At 46.9% G+C, this 17,809-nt stretch carries 11 protein-coding genes and 1 pseudogene; 6 read left to right on the top strand and 6 right to left on the bottom strand.

The window, feature by feature from the left end; translation table 11 throughout:
* Positions 1-284: 284 nt before the first annotated feature.
* Entirely contained in the window at positions 285-1,646 is a 1,362-nt protein-coding gene (locus Q6A92_RS13465; RefSeq protein ID WP_274401960.1) for an aminopeptidase C, read from the bottom strand.
* A gap of 150 nt (positions 1,647-1,796) precedes the next feature.
* Positions 1,797-3,197, bottom strand: a complete 1,401-nt coding sequence (locus Q6A92_RS13460; RefSeq protein ID WP_274401959.1) for an MATE family efflux transporter — start codon at positions 3,195-3,197, stop codon at positions 1,797-1,799.
* Between the two features lie 711 nt (positions 3,198-3,908).
* Here Q6A92_RS13460 and Q6A92_RS13455 point away from each other — a divergent pair.
* The 3 genes from Q6A92_RS13455 to Q6A92_RS13445 all read left to right on the top strand — a co-directional run bounded on the left by Q6A92_RS13455 (position 3,909) and on the right by Q6A92_RS13445 (position 6,834).
* Entirely contained in the window at positions 3,909-4,412 is a 504-nt protein-coding gene (locus Q6A92_RS13455; protein WP_274401958.1) for a glycosyl-4,4'-diaponeurosporenoate acyltransferase, read from the top strand.
* A gap of 14 nt (positions 4,413-4,426) precedes the next feature.
* Positions 4,427-5,569: an MGDG synthase family glycosyltransferase gene (locus Q6A92_RS13450; protein ID WP_332238411.1), complete on the top strand. Its 1,143-nt coding sequence runs from the start codon at positions 4,427-4,429 to the stop codon at positions 5,567-5,569.
* Between the two features lie 347 nt (positions 5,570-5,916).
* Positions 5,917-6,834 (top strand): lysylphosphatidylglycerol synthase domain-containing protein, encoded by a 918-nt coding sequence (locus Q6A92_RS13445; RefSeq protein ID WP_274401956.1) that lies wholly within the window; start codon positions 5,917-5,919, stop codon positions 6,832-6,834.
* Between the two features lie 1,283 nt (positions 6,835-8,117).
* Here Q6A92_RS13445 and Q6A92_RS13440 read toward each other — a convergent pair.
* Complete coding sequence (locus Q6A92_RS13440) at positions 8,118-8,471, bottom strand: DUF4260 family protein (protein ID WP_274401955.1); 354 nt, start codon at positions 8,469-8,471, stop codon at positions 8,118-8,120.
* Between the two features lie 54 nt (positions 8,472-8,525).
* On the bottom strand, positions 8,526-9,647 hold the full coding sequence (locus Q6A92_RS13435) for an alpha/beta fold hydrolase (RefSeq protein ID WP_332238410.1): 1,122 nt from the start codon (positions 9,645-9,647) through the stop codon (positions 8,526-8,528).
* Between the two features lie 153 nt (positions 9,648-9,800).
* Here Q6A92_RS13435 and Q6A92_RS13430 point away from each other — a divergent pair, with 153 nt between their 5' ends.
* Positions 9,801-10,355: a TetR/AcrR family transcriptional regulator gene (locus Q6A92_RS13430; protein WP_332238409.1), complete on the top strand. Its 555-nt coding sequence runs from the start codon at positions 9,801-9,803 to the stop codon at positions 10,353-10,355.
* 770 nt (positions 10,356-11,125) lie between these two features.
* On the opposite strand, the gene Q6A92_RS13425 is transcribed toward Q6A92_RS13430, so the two are convergent.
* Positions 11,126-11,635, bottom strand: a complete 510-nt coding sequence (locus Q6A92_RS13425) for a DUF3189 family protein (protein ID WP_332238408.1) — start codon at positions 11,633-11,635, stop codon at positions 11,126-11,128.
* Between the two features lie 1,159 nt (positions 11,636-12,794).
* On the opposite strand from Q6A92_RS13425, the gene Q6A92_RS13420 reads away from it, so the two are divergent.
* Positions 12,795-14,009, top strand: a complete 1,215-nt coding sequence (locus Q6A92_RS13420; RefSeq protein ID WP_332238407.1) for a CynX/NimT family MFS transporter — start codon at positions 12,795-12,797, stop codon at positions 14,007-14,009.
* Positions 14,010-14,763: 754 nt separating this feature from the next.
* On the opposite strand, the pseudogene gap reads toward Q6A92_RS13420, so the two are convergent.
* A pseudogene (gap, locus tag Q6A92_RS13415) lies at positions 14,764-15,768 on the bottom strand (type I glyceraldehyde-3-phosphate dehydrogenase).
* 1,369 nt (positions 15,769-17,137) lie between these two features.
* Between gap and Q6A92_RS13410 the strand changes: the two are divergent.
* Complete coding sequence (locus tag Q6A92_RS13410; RefSeq protein WP_332238406.1) at positions 17,138-17,371, top strand: hypothetical protein; 234 nt, start codon at positions 17,138-17,140, stop codon at positions 17,369-17,371.
* The last annotated feature ends 438 nt before the right edge of the window (positions 17,372-17,809 follow it).

The raw sequence follows: 17,809 nt of genomic DNA, 5'->3' as shown, positions 1-17,809 counted from the left end.
GAATCAGGAATTGCCGGAGTGCCCGATCGCTTCGAAGTTCTCCGTGCCTCGACGGAATCTTTTCTTCCTTAAAAATAAAAAGATCTGCCCTAAAACCGCCTTCTTTCCAGGCTTTAAGACAGACGTCATCAACTGCAGTACGCAGCATTTAACGACAAACGGCATCGCCTATCCATTCTTTTTAAGAAGATAGCATATCCGGGGGGCAAAAGCAATTATTTATCCAATATTTGACGGCCGCTACGGAAAAAAATTTCAGTCTGAGTGTGCGCCGCCCGGCGGCTTCATCTCATTAAAGCCAATGAACCCATAGGATCCCACGGTTTCAATTCAATCGGTGTTTGATCAAGAGCTGCCCGCAGTTCTTTGGAAAGATATTTCTTATTAATGACCACTTGATACGTGTACTCATCCATCCAGCGATCACTCATCACAAAATAGCCTTTATAGCCGGAGTCCTCGCCCCAGCTGTTTTCCACTTTCCATCGGTTCGGCCTGCCGTTGATCAGATTGACTCCGGTCAGGACCATGGCGTGTGTCAGCCGGCTTTCCATGTAATCCAGTCGTTCCGATTTGTTTAAAGCAAACGGAATGCCGAAAGTTGACGTAAAATCATACAGTTCCGTATCCAGAATCCCTTCTTTGCGATCCGAATAACGAACGACGTCACTTCCGAACCAAACCGGTTCCTGATCCTGGAGCTGGCTGACAGCCAGTTGCTTCAGCGTTTCCATTTCAACATTCAGATAACGGATCGGCTGGCCGCCGATCACATTGCCGAGATACTGGACCGTATAAGTTTTTCCGAAATACTTATCCTCAGTCGGCGCATTAATAATGCTGACATAGTCCTCTAAATGAATACCGATGTACTTGGTGAAGAAATCCTGAGGGGTCAGATCGCTGTCCCTGTGAAAATTATTTTTTTCATCTCTGTATTCAAAAGTAAATTGCCGCGGGGGTTCGCCCAGTGAATAGGCAAGAATGGTATAAATGTCTCCAATCATTTTTTCTTTAACGCTTCTCAGATCTTCGGCCGGATCGGCCGTTTTATGGAGAGATCTCAGCCGAAACGCACATTCTCTCAGCTTCTCGTCCAGCACGGCGTTCAGGTCCTTTGACCGGCTGCTTTGATAGGTTTCCGGCATGATTTGTTTCGGGACAATCCCGTATTTCCGGATCAAGGCAACGAGCATGTCCCACTGGCCGCCGTCTTGCTGAGGGGCTGTCAGCAGCCAGGAAAGAAGCCTTCCGTTCAGAGGTTCGTCCAGAGTCTTGAGAATGCTTTCCAGAAAATAGTTGGATTTCTCCAGCTTATCCCAGAACATGATATAACTCTGCGATAGTTCAAAATCCTTCAGATTGAATCGTGCGTTCATTTTGCGGCGGAATGTATTCAGTGCCGCAAAAATCCAGCATCGGCCGCTCTGTTTTTGGTTGGCCGCTTTTTCTGTTTTCAGTTCATCCGAAAAAACCGGATTCATGGCGACAACCGATTCATTTCTTTGAGCAACCGCAAAAATTCCTTTGGACATGATCGCATTTTTTTGAGGCGTGTTCTTCGTCTTCTCATAAATTCGATTTGAATAGCGTTCGAGCATTTTTTCCGATATTGCGCTGGCCTGATCAGATACGGTATTTGTCATTTGGCGATTTCCCCTTTCTTGTACGTATTATGGTCCATATTCGGGGGATTACTCAGACAAAAAAACCGTAAAGACTGGTTTCAATTATTTGCCATCTGCATTGTGCCGTTCTTACCGGCTCCGGCAGCAAAACGGGCAAAAACCTATGAATTACGTTGTTTCGGATGCGGTTGCCGATTTCCCAGGCTCAGGATCGTTTCGGCCGGACCGCTCTGCCTTTTCTCCGGATGCTTTAAGTACTCGATTCATCTTTATATAGGGGCCGATCAATACGAGCAGTGCACCCAGCCAGGCAAGCGGGTTGGCCATGCTCGCTCCTGTAAAGCCCCATTCCCTGACCAGAAAAATACCGGCGACCGACCGCATCAGCAGCTCGACAAAGCCGGCGAGTGTCGGAGCCAGACTGCGGCCGAGGCCCTGCAGTGTATAACGGATAATGAACAGCAGTGAGAGCAGCGTGTACATGCTGCTATTGCATAAGAAGTAGATCTGTGCAAGCTGTGTCACAACCGGCTGCCGGGCACCGACAAAAAGCCGGCACAGCGGTACACCGAAAAGGATCATCAGCGCTCCCATCAGGACACTTAATGCGCAGGAGAACCCCATCGTTTGCCGGACCCCTTTGCGGATACGGTCATAGCGGCGCGCACCGAAATTTTGTGCGGCAAATGTTGCCATCGTGATCCCGAAGGAAAGGGTCAGCTGGGTGGCGAGAAAATCAATCCGGCCCGCAGCCGTATAGGCAGCGACTGCATCCGATCCGAGTGTATTCAGCATAATCTGGACAATCACCGCGCCGATCGAGATCACGGAAGTCTGAAAACCCATCGGCAGCCCGAGCTGCAGATGCTGACTGATCTGACCGCGGTTATAAGAAAATGCGCGCCTGGAGAGGACGAGTATCGGCACATAACGTTTTATGTAAATAAGGCACAAAACAGCGGAAAACCCTTGTGCAACGACCGAAGCAAGGCCGGCTCCCGCTACTCCCAGCCGGCAATAAATGATGAAAATGAAGTCGAATAGAATATTAACCACACAGGCGAGAGCCAGAAAAATCAGCGGCACACGGCTGTCGCCGAGTGCCCTCAGCGTGTTGTTGAAAAGGTTGTAGAGCACCGTTGCCGTGATTCCCCAGAAGCAAACGACAATGAATTTCTGCGCATCGTCAATGATATCGGCAGGCGTTCTCATCAGCACCAGGATCGGCCGTGTGAAAATCACCCCCAGCACGGTCAGGAGAACAGAAACGGCCAGGCTGATGAGCAAATTGACGGCGAAGCTCTTTTTCACGCCCTTATAATCGTGCGCGCCGTACCGCTGTGCGGTAATAATCGTCAGACCGGCGGTCATCCCCTGAGCAAAACCGATGACCAGGGCAAACAGGCTGTCCGTGGCGCCGACCGCGGCAAGCGCGTGCACACTGATGGTCCTTCCGACAATCAGTGTATCGGCGACGTTGTACAGCTGCTGAAACAAATTGCCGATAAACAGCGGAATCGTAAAAATAATGATTTTTTTTATCGGACTGCCGGTCGTTAAATCCCACATGGCGACATACCCCCTGCGCAAACGATAAATACATGATACACCACGTCCGCAATCCAAAGCCAGCAGCGGCCTGTACCGGCGAACCTGACTGAAGCTCTCCGGACAGGCGCGCAGCACCTGTCTTCAAATATTTTGCAATTTATCTCTTTTTTTTTAATCGATAAATTGCAATAATTAATAAGCAGAAGCTTTTAAATGAGCCGTCGGCAATCGTTTCCCCACGCTGTCAGATCCGGCAATTGCAGCATTCATTCACATGTAATGATCATAGGCTCCACTGTTCAACCGGAAGCTCCAACTGGGTTCCTGCCGATGCGTTTATCCTCACGGCAGCCGCAAGCAGGGCAACAGGCAGCTGTCGGCGGCCGATTTGAGAATGTTTCGTGCAGCATGTTATATTGATTTTGATAGAAAAAAATAATATTTTGGAGCCAGGATGAAACGGGGGTGGCAGAATCAGATAAAAAAACAGCGAAATAGTGTAGAATAGTTACATCTGTTGCAGAGCCCATCTAAGTTCAGTGCCGGAAAAGCGTCAGCCGGCCGGAAGCAGCAAACAGCACCCTGTTCCGCGGTAAAACGGTCGTCATTCAGGAATCTCTCTTTGTTGCGGGCGCCCCTATTGTCCGGAAATAAACCGGGGGGTTCTGTCTTTTCCCTTTCTTGCATTTTATTTTACGATCTCTATTATAGAAAAGAGAAACGAACGTTGTGAAATTCATAACACTTTTCAATAATTTATTTGTTTTCTTGATCATCTCTGTTATAAATACGGTTATTTCGATAGCGCTCCCCATTTCCCTATTTCATTATGACAGCTGGCTTTTCAGAGAAAGAAACTGGGAAAAAAACGGGGCTGTCTATCAGGGCTGTCTGGGCGTGAAAAAGTGGAAGAACCTATTGCCGGAACTCAGCGATTTTTTAGCGTTCCTTTTTCCAAAAAAGAAAATAAGGCAATACAGTCCTGATTATTTATACAGATTTGTTTTAGAGACCTGCCGTGCCGAACTTGCCCACTGGTGCATTATTATCAGCTCGTTTATTTTTATAATATGGAACGGCACCGGCATGTCCGTCTTAATGATTTCTTTAGCTGTCGTATTAAATCTCCCGTACATCATCATACAGCGTTATAACCGGCCCAGGATTCTAAATATCCTTGCCAACAAAAAGAACAAAAGAATGATAAAAAATGATTCCATCCAGGATATATAAAGGAGAAGTTTGCTGTGACTAAGATTCTGTTTATTTCATCGGAAAAAACAGGCGGCGGACATAAAAGTATCACAAAAGCGCTGATCGAACAACTTGTGCTCCTTTCCCCGGATATGCAGTTTACAGTCATTGACGGATTTAAGCTTGGCAACTGGCTTCTCCGTTTTCCCAGCCGCATTTACGACTTTTTAGCGGTTGAAATTCCCGTCTTGTGGGGATTTTTCTATCGGCTGAGCAATCCGTTTAAAGCACTTGTCAATCAGGCCGTTGCCCAGAACATCAGAAAATCTTTATTGGAGCAGATCCAGGCTTTTCATCCTGATTTAATCGTATCCGACCATGACATTTTTGTCGGTTCGATCATAAAAGTTTTAAAGAGGGCTGATTTGGATATACCGGTGATCTCATTGATTGCCGATCTGGACAATGTCACAAATCTCTGGGTGGATAAAGATGCAAAATATATCATCTGCCCCTCCGAAGAGGTGAAACAAAGTATGCTGAAAGAAGGCATTGCCGAAGATCATTTGTATCTGACTGGTTTTCCGGTCCGCAGTGCCTTCTGTGACTTAAATCTTCCTGAACCTCACTGGCATCGTAAAAACAAAGAATATGTTTCCGTTCTTCTGATCAGCGGCAGTCAGGGATCGACTCAGGTGCTGAAAATAGCCAATACGTTGTTAAAATATGAAAACATCCACGTAACGATTATTGCCGGCCATAACACGGCTTTAAAAAAATTCATGGAGAAATATTTGTCAAAGTACATTGGAAACAGAGTGACGATCTACGGATTTATCAAAGAAGTCAAAGAGCGGATGATGGAAGCCGATATCCTGATCCTGCGGGCAAGCCCCAACGTATTAATGGAAGCGGTCAATCTGTGCAAACCCGTCATCATAACCGGGGCACTGAGGGGACAGGAAGAGAAAAATCCTCAGTTCGTGCTAAAACACCATTTAGGCGTCTATTGCCCGGACATCGGAAAACTTCCAGACACGATGACATCACTATTGGAAAACGATGGCGAAAAGCTGATTCAAATCTCTAAAAATCAGTATCGGTTCAGAAAACCGGAAGCTGCCCGCGATATCACTAAATTACTCATTCAAACAGCGAAAGAAAACAATGAATCGCGTGATCGCCCAATCGCCTGAGCGTGCGGCTTCTCCTTTTTGCCCCGTGTCGTATGAATCGAATCCACGATGTTCCTGCCGCTTTTGTCGGTCCCGGCACATCTCCGGCTGAGCCGTACCGGATGATCGACGGCAACTTATCTGATTTTCCGGCAGATCATTAGATAATTTTTCTGATGTTATAAAAACAATTGAAAGACTGTGAGCAGAGGCAGAAACGTCCCGCTCAGGACGTCTCTCGCCGTAATCTTTTTTTCATAAGCTTTCGCTTTGTGTACTATAATCAATACTAGAGATGAAAATTAAAGCCAGTTGTTTCGAACCGATCCATCCATCGCAAAAACAAGGTTTCACCAGGGAGCAGTTGAATGTCAACAAAGACAAAGCTCAAATTAATAGTAGGTATTGTTGTCACTATTTTGATTATTGATTATACATTCAGAGCACTCGGCCGCCTGGATCTGAACCATTTATTGGATATAAAAATCAATTGGTTTCTTGCCTTTGTTTCGGTTGTCATCAACATATTTTCCAATTATGCGCGCAGTCTGGGCTATACTCTGGGTATCGACCCGAACATTAATCGCATGACCGCTTTCCAAATCGTCGGGATCGGACACGCTGCCAACATGGTCCTGCCGCTGCATATCGGTGACGGATTACGCTTCGCTTTTTTCCCGGGCGATTACAGTCCGCTGCGCCGGACAAAATTGGTGATCATACCGAGTTTGGCGGATTTTATTGCCATTATAATGTTATCGCTGCTTGCCGTCCCCTTTTCCGGTTTTAGGGATCACAGATTAGTCAGGGCATTATGGATTCTTTTCTTTTTATGTATCCTCTTCATTGTCTTATCTCTGGCCGTTATTTATTTTGTACCTTTATTCCGCAGTTATTTTAATGAATTTCTAAATGTCGGCATGCTGAAAATGATGTATTGGGTCATTTTATCGTGGGTTCTTTTCCTTCTGGCAACATGGCTGGGACTTGTCGCATGCGGATTCCACCTTATTCCGTCCTTACGTATGTCGTTTGCCGTTTTCGCCGCAACAAACATTGTCAACCTCATACCTGCCTCGCCAGGCGCTGTCGGCCTTTTTGAATACGGAGTCATAATCGGCCTTGCGGGGCTGGGAATCGGCGAGAGTGCGGCACTGTCGGCAGGCCTGCTGCTTCACCTGATACAGTATGCTGCGCTGCTTCCGATCGGTGTCGTCCTTTTCATTGTCGCCCTTCGCGGAAAATACGGGAGAACAATCAGAAGCCTGTTGCGCCAGAAATTTTAACTGATGAGCAGCCGCTAGAAAACCTGGCTTCCCCAGGCCTCCGGCGCAGACGAAGCTTTCTGCGGAGGACGGGCCTAGTCTGCAGGATGCGGCACCGCTGTTCTGTGGCTGAGAAAATTCCTTTTTTCATCAGTCCGGTGTGAAGAAACTTTCGATCAGCTTCAGCACAATCTGATCAGAACCAAACGTCCCGGATTAACCATGGGCTGCTGCTACAATAAAATCTTATCGTCTAAAAGACGTAGAGTTCGCCGTTCTGCTCCTTGTTACCGCGAAGAAAACAAGCGGGAAGGCCGAAAAGTCGATAGATGATATCTACAGATAAAAATGTTTGCCGGCACGAATCAGCAGTTTTTTGTTAAAATAAGCGGTCAATTAAAAAAAGCTGTTTACGCATGCAGCCATTTACTGACACGGCTGATGAACAGATTGATTATAGAAAAGCCTTTTACGCTCATGAACGACTGCGTGATAAACGGAACCTGTGCAACAGCTCGACCAAGTGTAGAAAGCTGAACCCCATCATGGGAAAGACGCACCGAATCGGGCTGAACTCGCACCGAACCAGAGCAGTCGCACCGAATCATGAGACTGCCGCACCGAAATACAGAACAGCCGCTCCGAATCGGGCTGAACTCGCACCGAACCAGAGCAGTCGCACCGAATCATGAGACTGTCGCACCGAAATACAGAACAGCCGCTCCGAATCGGGCTGAACTCGCACCGAACCAGAGCAGTCGCACCTAATTCGGTTTGAGACGCACCGAATCATGAGACCGTCGCACCGAAATACAGAACAGCCGCTCCGAATCGCCGGAAACTCGTTCCGGATCGTTGGAAATTCGCACCGAAATCCAAATTGGACCCGGCTGAGTCAACATAACTAAAAAGTTTCTCCATTCTATATCTTTTCGGTTTCTTTCTTCATTCTTACCGATTTTATACATCGTCCGACGCTGCTGATTCATTATCAGAAAAGGACTTTTTTGTCCGGAATCAATTTTTTGTAAATCAATGAATAAACGCAATATATTACTTTTGGCGCACGTTTCTTTTTCCAGCCGGATTTCCGATTCCCATACAAACGATAAAGCAGCGCCCTTCTATGCCGGACAGGGTGCTGCCTTGCCTATTGTGTGCTATTGAGTTTCAGATCATTCTGCATCAGGCGGCCGCACTCGGGAGCCCGCCGCAGATCTTTTGCGAAGCCGTCCCATATTTCATTGATTGATGGATTAACAATTTACATGAAAAACAGTTTATCCTCAGTCCCGCTTCATTCTTCATCCATAGGTATGCCGGGCATCGTCCGTATATTTCAGACCGAAACCGATTGTCCGATCAAGAAAAATATGACTCAACCAGATGAAGCCCAGTCCGATCAAAACCGCATCCGTCAGAAAAAGGCCAAGCAGCGCAAGAAGCACCGGAAGAAACAGCACGTGGATGGCATTGTAACAATAGGCTCCGACTGCAGGATTAATCAAATAGCCAATCCCGCTGATATCCGGAACTAAAAGAAAAATCAGGAACCAGACCCATGAATAATGAAAAACAGAAAAATAGCCGTACAAAGTCAGCACCAAAAGCAGTGCATTTTCCATCCTTATTAATATCATTGGCTGTATCGGTTTCATGAATCTGTCCCCCCTCCTTTAACTACAGTCAGCAAACACTAACATTGGATTTTCTTATTTTCTCTGCAGGAAGCGGATAATTGCATCATAAGCCAGCTGTTTCCTGCCGATCTGGCAATGCTGCTCGCCGCCCGTACGTTCATCAAATACTTCGCCGGTCACTGAATGCGCATTGACCAGACGCTGCTTGAGAAGGCTATAACGCTCAAACGGGACAAACTGATCGTGCGTGCCGGCAAGCAGCAGCACATCCTGAGTAATCCGATCTTCAATTCCGTCGAGAGTATACTGCATGACGGCCTTTATCATTTCCGACGGCCGGTCTGTATGCGTGATATCATATGTCTTTTTCAGTTTAAACGCTAAATCGACGTCTGTCTCCGCTTTTTTTGTAAATATTTTATCGATCAGAACCGCTCCGGCTTCCGTATTGATGCCGCCGAGCAATTGTTTGCCGGACGCATCCATCTTCATTGTCAGGGAGTCAAACGCGCTGTACATGATATCATAAGCGACGACGCTTTCAATGCGCGGTTCAAAGGCGGCCGCCCGCAGGCACAGGTAGCCGCCGAGCGACATGCCGAGCAGATCGGCACGTTCCAGGCGATAATAGTCCAGTACGGCGCGCACCGGTTTCTCCCATTGCGGCGTCAGGGCGAGTCCGGCCCGGACTGCTTCACCCTGTCCCGGCCCTTCAAACATAATAAAATTATACTCTTTCAGGGCATCCAGCTGCTTTGAGAAACTGATCAGTTCTTCAAGCCGCGAATCAAATCCACCGTGGAACAGCAGTGTTTTCTCTGCACCGTGCCGGCTGACCCGCACACACGGCAATGCCTTTCCTTCATAAGGAACCGCAGAAAATTCAAGTTCGGAACGGTCGACCGTCTGATAAAAATTCGCCCTGAATTCTCCGTACACCGCCCGTTTCCGAGGATCATCCTCACTCAAGTAAAAATCAGCCAGTTGATAATAAGAAGCAGCCAGACCATACCGGTGATCAGAATCGGCCTGTCCGGCAAGTGCTGTCCACGTTTCGTACCAACTTTCCGTATCAACGATTTGAGCCGCCGCCCGGCGGACGGTTTCTTGAATCGCGCTATCCTCATAATAGGGCTCAAGAAATCGATTCATCTGAAAATTGAACTGTTCATTCTCCAAATAAGTTTGAAACATCGCTGAATTCCCCCTTTGCACTGACTATTATTACCCGATATCGGCAGGCAAGCCAGAGTTAAAAATCCGGCAAATGGCACATATGGCACAACAGCAGTACAATGAATACCATAAGCGACAAATTGATCGAAAATGGCGGCGGGAGGCGGACGCGTGAACGATTCGGATCTGCGTGTCATTAAAACAAAACGATTACTGGCCGATACACTGATTGCTTTATTGAGAAGTGAATCTTTTAAAGAAGTTACTGTACAGCAGCTATGCGATGAATCGCTGATCGGCCGCAGTACTTTTTACCGGCATTATTCGGATAAATATGCTCTGCTCGAAGAGATGGTCGTACGCTTTGCCGACGATTTTGAAAAGTACATCAATGAACGAATGCATGAAAAAGATATTACCGGAGTGATGCAGCAGCTGGCCGGCCACCTGGAGACGAACCGGCAAGCGATTATCTGCCTCCTGGATGTCCACGAAGAACATGCGGACTTAAGCGCCGCATTCCGGACGATCCTGCACAGACAGATTTTGAAATTAATCATGGATCAGCGGCTGAACGAACACGTACACGTTCCCGCCGATTATCTGGCCGGCCTTTATGTGGCCAATGCCATGACATTTATTACCTGGACGCTGATCCACGGGGAAGACGATCGGATTGTGCTGATGATGAACCGGATGCAGAGCGTACTGATGATTGATAAATAGGGCCTCCGCACAGAAAATATATCTTTTCTCTCCAACATGCGTTTGCAGGCATTCCGCAAAAAGCGGGCATTATTGCAGGGATTTATTCGTCCTCTGTCAGAGAACGGAATGACGGATTCGCGAGTATAGTTTTATAGAAAATGAGCTTAATAACTTCGGACACCGCGGAACCGCCTGACCGGAATTTATCAGTATAAAAACATAAAAAGTTTATCATTAATAGGAATAGCGGCTGGCGCGGCTGGCAAAATGGGTCCAAACAACGGCCATGCCAAAATCGGAAGCAGTTGCCGCACGCAGGAGGAAACTGAGCTGGACAGACTGATGCGATAAAAAAACAGGCTCCTATTTTGGGGAGGCGCGCGATTAAAAAAAATATGGCCGTTAATGACGGGTTTTTTATTAAACCTAAAAGTTCCGCCACATTTCATTAAGAAATAAAGTCCGGTTCAACGACCGGTCTTATAACCGGCAGAGCTATAAAAGCAAAAAAATTTTCAGAATGTAAAATCACTTTGCATCATCGTTTATAAGGGCCGGGTTTCTGAAAGTCAGCCCCCGGCCTTTTGATTCCGAATGTATTTCACGATATTTTTAAACATTGGCTCACCTTGTGTACCGGCGCCTTTTACTTTGGTATGAGCATTTAAAGCTTTTTTAATATCCCCTTTGAGCGATAGAAATGTCCCAAAGCATATCATTGTCACTTTCCGAGGATTGTCCGCCTGATTTTTGCCGCAAAGCAAAAAGACCCGTGATCGGTAATTTAATTATTTAAACGAATCATTGTATAATACTTGTACCTTTTCCTCTGTGGCATGACCGGATTTCTTGGTGTAATCAACAAGCCGAATCACATTCCGATAACATTGTTTTGCTCCAAGCACTAAAAGCGGCACTCCGATAAAATCTATTTTCAGCCATCGGGAAAATAATCCGCCTATTGTCATGGCAAAAGGCACAGTCGGCGATGTATTGGAAAAAACAATTTTTTCATTGCCATTATATTTTTCATGTAACAATAAACTTAGATTGTTAAAAGCCGTTATCATGTGTTTTGAAGCACCGCGTCCAACCGTATAAACGGGATTCCCATCATCGTCAATTCCGTGAAAAATAAACTTACCCATGTCCGATGAGTTTAGCTTGTTGAAGTATGGCACCGCTAAAATTTCTTTTTTGGTTAATTTGCGACCTCCAGGGGGTATGATCTTTAGATGATAAGCCGCTGCTAATGCTGTCGTGTGCGTTCCACCAAAATCATTATATATGTAAATCACATAATCATCCTTTACCGCTGGTCTCATTATTTACTTATTGTTTCCATAAACCGCCTGATTAACCGGAAGTTTATATACTTTAAACGATTGATGAAGATGTTCTTCATGATAAAACTGCAAGGATCTGATTCAGGCCATTTGGGCACACAGCCACTGATTGACTGCCGGTCTCCGGGAAGTATGCCGCTACCGGCCGCGGCTCAAAATCGTGCACCACGGGGAGCATCCAGCTTTACGAGAAACGAACACTGGCCGATCAAAGGTGCTTTATCGGCGCCCGGCCCGCTGTCAGGGACCGGCCTATGACAATATCTAGGCGTATACCGTCTGCGCGGCTGTCGGTTATTTTTTGCCTGCGGCGCCATCATGCGGCGGAAGCTGCCAGGCCCGATATGTGGAAAAGCTTCGAGGATGGAGCCGCGGCGGAAAAAGAGGCAATGGCTGCCGCCGGTCAAACTGTTGTTTCCAGAAACGTATCAAGGGGACCCGCGGAAGCTTCTTCATGATCTGTCGCTTTCCAAATCATTAAACAGAGATTTCGTTTCGCTGACCGGAGAAATCGAGAAGAACTATCGTATCGCGTATGATCAAATTCCAACTCCTTTCTGCCGCGGAAATTCAGAGCATTTTCCCACCCCAGACGTCCGGTTCCAGGGGGCATTGGGGGTTTTGTTTTCCTTAATGAAATGATGGCACCGGCAAAATTCTGAGAAGAGAAGGAATTAATGAGCAAGACCGATACCTATGATCGACGCGACGCGATCTTCCTTTCTTTCTTTAATATGGATTCCAATCTGCGCAGGATCGAGTGTTACCGGCCCCATAATACTAAACGAATCTGCGAGTTGCAAAACTTGCGATACAATATATTATTACAAATAGGGATAAGAGTCGCAGATGAAAAACGCAATGACAGAAAAGGCCGCGAACCTCTTGATTGCTAACCCGGGCAGCAGCTCGAGTGAGGCAAGCACGGCAGCACGGCGCGGCGCCGCCGGCTGTTTCGAGCCAGGAGCTGGCCCGAAACCGTGCCAAAGTCCAGCATCACGAATTCAGATTTTGGTTTTATGCAGTCGGGGGGACGGCCGCTTCAGACATTATAGGCGTGCATTCTTTGCGCGAAAATAAAATAATTGCCGGAGGAAGGTGAAATTTCAGCATGGTAAAAAAACAACGTCAGAAAAAATGGATTCTTTTTCTTTTAGTTATTTTACTCGTATCGGCCTGCCTCCGGGCCCCCTTTGCCGCTGTCGGCGCTCTGATCGATTTAATCCAGAAGGACACCGGACTAAGCGGAACGCTTGGCGGATTGCTGACTTCGCTGCCTATGCTTGCTTTCGCATTTATTGCACCGGTCATACCCGCAGCTGTCCGAAAATGGGGAATGATCCGCACGCTGTTCCTCAGCATGGCCGGGCTGACTGCAGGCATTTTCGTTCGTTCTTTAGTGCCGGGCATTTTCGGTTTGCTGGCCGGGACAGCAGTTGTCGGAATCGCTATCGCAGCAGGCAATGTGATCCTTCCGAGTTTTATTCAGCATCGGTTTCGGCAGCGCACCGGCTTAATGACCGGAGTCTATCTCGTTTCGATGGCACTTTGGGCCGGGCTCAGCTCCGGTTTCAGCCTGCCGCTTGCCGAAGGCGGACATTTGGGCTGGAAGGGAAGTCTGCTGATGTGGTGTCTGCTGTCCGTACTGGCTCTCATTGCCCTCTTCCCTCTCCTGCGCGAGGAAATTGGTCGATCCGGAGAATCTGTACAGGAAAAAGGAGACGAAAAACCGGCGGGCTCGATCTGGAGATCCGGTCTGGCCTGGTTCGTGACCTTCTATATGGGCACTCAATCAATCCTTTTTTATACCGTGCTGGCCTGGCTTCCCTCCATGCTGAACGAACAGGGACTGTCAATGAGCCAGGGCGGATTGCTGCTGCTGGTGATTCAGCTTATTTCCCTGCCGACTTCTTTTCTGGCGCCGATTCTGGCAGCCCGATCAGAAGGACAGACAAAGCTTGCTGTGTCAACCGGCGTGTTATATGTGATTGCTTTCGGCGGCCTGCTCAGCGGGCACTGGATACTTCTTTGGTCGATTCTGATCGGGCTCAGCAGCGGCGCTTCCTTCAGTTTCGCCATTTCTCTCTTCAATTTGCGGACAAATACGGCAGAAGAAAGTATTAAACTTTCCGGAATGGCGCAATCTGTCGGCTATCTCATGGCCGCCGTTTCTCCGGTAATCACCGGCTACATTCATGATTTATCCGGCAGCTGGCAAGCGGCAAAAATTCTTCTTTTTATCTGTGCCGTCCTGCTGACTGCTCTTGCATTTATCGTCGGGCGGGACCGTAAAATCCGCTTAAGAAGCGTACGCGGACAATCGTGATGACATGGCGGTCAGCCCCTCCAGACGTTCAATGGCTTCTGTAATTCTCCGTTCTGAAAGCAAAAGACCTTTTCACGGCGGACAGAGGATCAGGGCAGGAGTATTGGAGACCTGAAATTCATCGTATCCTGCCAAACACAATCGTGATCATATCGACTTGAAATAGCAATGCACAGTGTCTTGATACAGGCCGGTTTATAATAGTGAGGGATTTGCGTTTTGAAATCTGAAAATCTTTCAAGAAAAAAATGATGCAGTGCCCGAACTTTTCCAGATTCATTGGAGATGTTTTTACTCAATGTGTGAACCGGAATCAGGCAAATGATCGAAGAACGTTGTGCGGGAACGAGCATGCCCGGATTATCATAATATGCATTTGTTCAATGCCCACAATTCGGCAATCAAAAAAGTTATCAATTTATCCTTGCGCCGGCAGTTGGGAAAATAAAACCTGCATTCCCGTGTTTTTATATTAAGGTCATGGAAAAGCCTAATGTTAAGGCTTTTTTCAGCAACAGCACGAAGCAGAGACGCTTAACCGGAAATCCTTTATTGGCGCGGATTTACAGACACCTTGCTATCATTTCCCGGTAATCCCGGATAGAAACGGCATATCCGAAAAAGATTTTAGAATTAAAAGGGCACCGGCCGGCGCTTGTGCCGGCAGTGCCCTCAGAGCCTCTTATTGCTGGCCCATTTTTATTTAATTTTGCAGCATGCTCATTCCATATGAAGATTCATTGTGAAGGGGCCATTACAGACTGGCATACTTTTTCAGCGTTCGAATCATTTGAGACGTGAAACCATGTTCATTGTCGTACCAGGCCACTGTCTTGACAAGCTGCAGGTCTCCATAGGTACTGACTTCTGTCTGCGTTGCATCGAAGACGGAGCCGAAGTCAGTGCCGATAATGTCCGTAGACACGATTTCTTCTTCAGTAAAGCCAAAGGATTCATTGCCCGCAGTGGCTTCTTTGACAGCCGCATTGATTGCTTCTGCAGTGACATGTTTGGAAAGGACACTGACCAGTTCAGTGACTGAGCCGTCAATAACGGGAACCCGCTGCGCATGTCCCTGAAGTCTGCCGTTTAATTCCGGAATGACAAGACCGATCGCTTTGGCAGCGCCAGTCGTGTGAGGAATGATATTAACGGCCGCAGCTCTTGCAGCCCGTAAATTATTTCCGCGCGGTCCGTCCACAAGCATTTGCGTACCGGTATAGGCATGAATCGTTGTCATGGTCCCGAGCCGGATACCGAAGCTGTCGTTAATGGCCTTAGCCATAGGTGCCAGGCAATTGGTGGTTCAGGATGCCACCGAAATAATCTTATCATCCGCCGTGAGTGTATCATCATTGACACTGTAAACAATTGTCTTCATGTTTCCGGCCGGCGCGGAGATCAGGACCTTTTTGGCACCTGCTTTCAGGTGGGCGCTGGCCTTAGCTTCAGAAGTATAAAATCCTGTCGATTCGATGACAATATCCACTTTTTCAGCGGCCCACGGGATATTCTCCGCATTGCGTTCCGCATAGACCCGAATCGGTTTTCCGTCCACGACAATGGAATCTTCCGTCGCTTTTACTTCACCGGGAAACCGTCTGAACGTCGTATCATGCTGCAGGAGATGGGCCAGCACTTTCGGGCTTGTCAAATCATTGACGGCAACGACCTCCAGCTCTTTGCCGACTTCCTGGATACGGCGATAGGCGAGTCGCCCGATTCTTCCAAATCCGTTGATTCCAATTCTGATTGCCATAATGGTACCCCTTTTCGTCAGTTCTATTTGAACATCTTTAGTGTAAGCTCAAAAAAAATTGAAAACAAGAATATGATACCATGCACGTCCCGTTTAAAAACAATTGGATTTTAAAATGCCCCGCAAGCCCAAAGAGGCAGCAGTGTTCCTTTAAATCTTGTTTGGCTGTCATTATATTAAATGATTATCTTCCTTACTCATTCAGGGCGGTAAAGTGCGCTTGTCAGTCAGCCGCGATGATTGATCCGGGCCGGCGGATGGCGCTTGTCAGTCATCCACTATGATGCATCCGGGCCGGCCTTCAGCGCTTCCTTTGACGCAATTGCCGCAATCACCTTTGCCGTGTTCCTCTTTTGTCCGTTTCTAAAACGCTGGCAGCCGGAAAAGCCGATGAATCAACCCATGCTGGCAAAAAAGTGAAGTATTTGAGATTGTGAGAAGATGACGACGATTCAAAGTACGGGTTCAATGCCATTCCGAGCAATGGTAACAAGGAAAGATTTATCTATGAGATACGGACGGTAAAATCTCAGGCCGGCACTCCTTTCGGCAGGCATTTTCTTGAAAAGGAAGATGCACAGAACCTGTAAAGTCGATCAATCAGCCGGTTCTCAGCTGGCAAAGTTATAAAAAGACATCAATCGCTATAAAATTAAAATCCTAAAAAAACGCATGGAATCTGCGATTTTGAGGATTTCTAAAAAACGATCAATTTTTTCAAAGGGACACTAGAAGTCGGACTTACATCATCGAACACCGTTTTCTCCGTGTTTTCAGATCATACTGTACCTCCCCATTCTCCGCCTCAAAAAAAGAAATTGTCCAGGAAATTAACCTTGCCTCAGGGCCGGAATGACAAGGGCCGTGGCCGGCCTTTGTCGAAATGATTTGTAAGAAAAGATTATTCTTATATCGATGTCTTCCAGACACCGCGAGAAAAATGAACGGATTAAAATGTATGATTTTCCCCATAATCCGACAGCTTTTTCATTAATAAGATGTTACGATCAAAAAGTAATCCAGAATAAAGAAAGAACCATTAACCTTAACACAGTTGAATTGTTGCCTGCTTCAAATCCGAACGCATATGCCTTTTCTAATAATCTATCCACCCACTTTACAAACAGCCATTGATTTTTATGGGTGAGACCAATCGGGGTAATATATCTAGGTTCAGGAATCACACTTGGGGTATTTAGATTCCACGCCCACTTGCAGCTCCGATTGTTTCGTCTTCAGGAGCTGCCATGAGTGTACTAGGCGGCATTGGATTTAGTCTGAACGTTTGCTGGCTATCAGTTGGTCCCGCGACAGCCAGCCTCAGAGGCATCAGTAATAGACATTTTCAATAGATTTGGGCAGGCTAATGATGAAAAAATTTCATTTCATATTGAAAATTTTGATAACTCTAGTTGCTATTTTACTGTTTGCATGCTCATATTTCAGAACAATTTCTGTATCAGCAGCAGCTCAAATAGTTATCGCTATAAGCGTATTGTATATTGCTTTTACAACAACGGGTACAAAAATGATGATGGAAAATGTTTACCCAGCATCAATAGGTATGCCTGCCCGCAGTTCGGGCATTTCATATGTTATTTAGCGAATTTCAAAAATGTTTATTAATATTCTTTGGATGCGTTAAGCTGTTAAAGATGAATTGATAAAAATCCCATCTTTATTTTTTGATTATGTGAATATCCCTTTAGCTCATTTTCCTGCTGTGCCGCCGGATGATGATCGACTTTTCCTGAGACAGTCAATCCCTTGAAAGACGGAGAGCGTTTCCGGCGATCCATGACTTCCGCAGCGGTCGATAAACTCCCTGTCGCGGTTGATAAACCGGATGTACCTGCTGAAGACCGATTAAGCGCCGACAATGACCGATAAACTCCCTGCGGTGACCGAAAAACAGCGCCTAACGACCGATAAACTCCCCGTTGCGGTTGATAAACCAGGTGTATCTGCTGAAGACCGATTAAGCGCCGACAATGACCGATAAACTCCCTGCGGTGACCGAAAAACAGCGCCTAACGACCGA

This window comes from Sporolactobacillus sp. KGMB 08714 (assembly GCF_036598985.1).
In the GTDB taxonomy this organism is placed as follows: domain Bacteria; phylum Bacillota; class Bacilli; order Bacillales; family Sporolactobacillaceae; genus Sporolactobacillus.
Note: the sequence above shows the minus strand (reverse complement) of the source record. Positions and strands in the feature narration are given on the sequence as shown.

Excerpts from the sequence above, each read along its gene's own strand:
- Q6A92_RS13465 (WP_274401960.1), bottom strand. The coding sequence starts at position 1,646 with ATGACAAATACCGTATCTGATCAGGCCAGCGCAATATCGGAAAAAATG.
- Q6A92_RS13460 (WP_274401959.1), bottom strand. The coding sequence starts at position 3,197 with ATGTGGGATTTAACGACCGGCAGTCCGATAAAAAAAATCATTATTTTT.
- Q6A92_RS13445 (WP_274401956.1), top strand. The coding sequence starts at position 5,917 with ATGTCAACAAAGACAAAGCTCAAATTAATAGTAGGTATTGTTGTCACT.
- Q6A92_RS13440 (WP_274401955.1), bottom strand. The coding sequence starts at position 8,471 with ATGAAACCGATACAGCCAATGATATTAATAAGGATGGAAAATGCACTG.
- Q6A92_RS13435 (WP_332238410.1), bottom strand. The coding sequence starts at position 9,647 with ATGTTTCAAACTTATTTGGAGAATGAACAGTTCAATTTTCAGATGAAT.
- Q6A92_RS13420 (WP_332238407.1), top strand. The coding sequence starts at position 12,795 with ATGGTAAAAAAACAACGTCAGAAAAAATGGATTCTTTTTCTTTTAGTT.
- Q6A92_RS13410 (WP_332238406.1), top strand. The coding sequence starts at position 17,138 with ATGAAAAAATTTCATTTCATATTGAAAATTTTGATAACTCTAGTTGCT.